This is a genomic window from Pantoea sp. SJZ147, from assembly GCF_007828605.1.
Classification (GTDB): Bacteria; Pseudomonadota; Gammaproteobacteria; order Enterobacterales; family Enterobacteriaceae; genus Pantoea; species Pantoea allii.
Map to the genome: position 1 here is coordinate 1 of NZ_VIVB01000031.1, position 1,221 is coordinate 1,221.

General features: G+C 54.4%; 1 protein-coding gene. It reads right to left on the reverse strand.

Annotated features, from left to right (window positions below; translation table 11 throughout):
• Positions 1–29: 29 nt before the first annotated feature.
• A protein-coding gene (locus tag FBY13_RS23320; protein WP_109718365.1) for an IS3 family transposase occupies positions 30–1,150 on the reverse strand; the annotation gives its coding sequence in 2 pieces (ribosomal slippage) (positions 30–892 and positions 892–1,150; 1,122 coding nt in all).
• Positions 1,151–1,221 lie beyond the last annotated feature (71 nt).

Sequence of the window (1,221 nt, forward strand, 5' to 3'; positions counted from 1 at the left end):
TGACCTGCCCCCAGTATTAGATACAACCATCAGTTAGTAATGTCGGTTTGTTTACCTTCACATTTTCCATTCCGCCACCGTGCTGCAAACTCTGATGGCGTCTGATAATTCAGTGCTGAATGCGGACGATACTCGTTATAATCCTGCCGCCAATCTTTAATGACTTTCCTGGCGTGAACGATATCGCTGAACCAGTGCTCATTCAGACATTCATCGCGAAATCGTCCGTTAAAGCTCTCGATAAATCCGTTCTGCGTTGGCTTGCCCGGCTGGATTAAGCGCAACTCAACACCATGCTCAAAAGCCCATTGATCCAGTGCGCGGCAGGTGAACTCCGGCCCCTGGTCAGTTCTTATCGCCGCCGGATAGCCTCGAAACAGCGCAATGCTGTCCAGAATGTGTGTCACCTGCACGCCTGAAATCCCAAAGGCAACAGTGACCGTCAGGCATTCCTTCGTGAAGTCGTCCACACAGGTCAGGCACTTGATCCTGCGACCGGTGGCGAGCGCGTCCATGACAAAATCCATCGACCAAGTCAGGTTGGGCGCCGCCGGGCGGAGCAGCGGCAGACGTTCTGTTGCCAGCCCTTTACGACGACGTCTGCGTTTAACGCCCAGCCCGTTCAGATGATAAAGGCGGTACACGCGCTTGTGATTAACCAGAAGCCCTTCACGGCGCAGTAACTGCCATATGCGGCGGTAGCCAAAACGCCTGCGCTCCAGTGCCAGTTCAGTAATGCGCCCTGATAAATGGGCATCATCCGCCGGACGCTGAGCGTCATAGCGGCAGGTCGACAGGGACAAACCTGTGAGTCTGCAGGCACGACGTTGCGACAGACCGGTCGCACCACACATAAACTCAACGGCTTCCCGCTTCTGGTCTGTCGTCAGTACTTTCGCCCCAGAGCCACCTGGAGTGCCTCCTTATCCAGCATGGCTTCGGCAAGCAGCTTCTTGAGTCTGGCGTTCTCTTCTTCAAGCGACTTCAGGCGCTTAACCTCGGGCACCTCCATACCACCATACTTCTTACGCCAGGTATAAAAGGTGGCGTCGGAAATGGCGTGCTTGCGGCAGAGTTCACGGGCAGAAACCCCGGCTTCAGCTTCGCGGAGGATACTGATGATCTGTTGGTCGGAAAAACGCTTCTTCATGGGAATGTCCTCATGTGGCTTATGAAGACATTACTAACATCGCGGTGTATTAATCAACGGGGAGCAGGTCA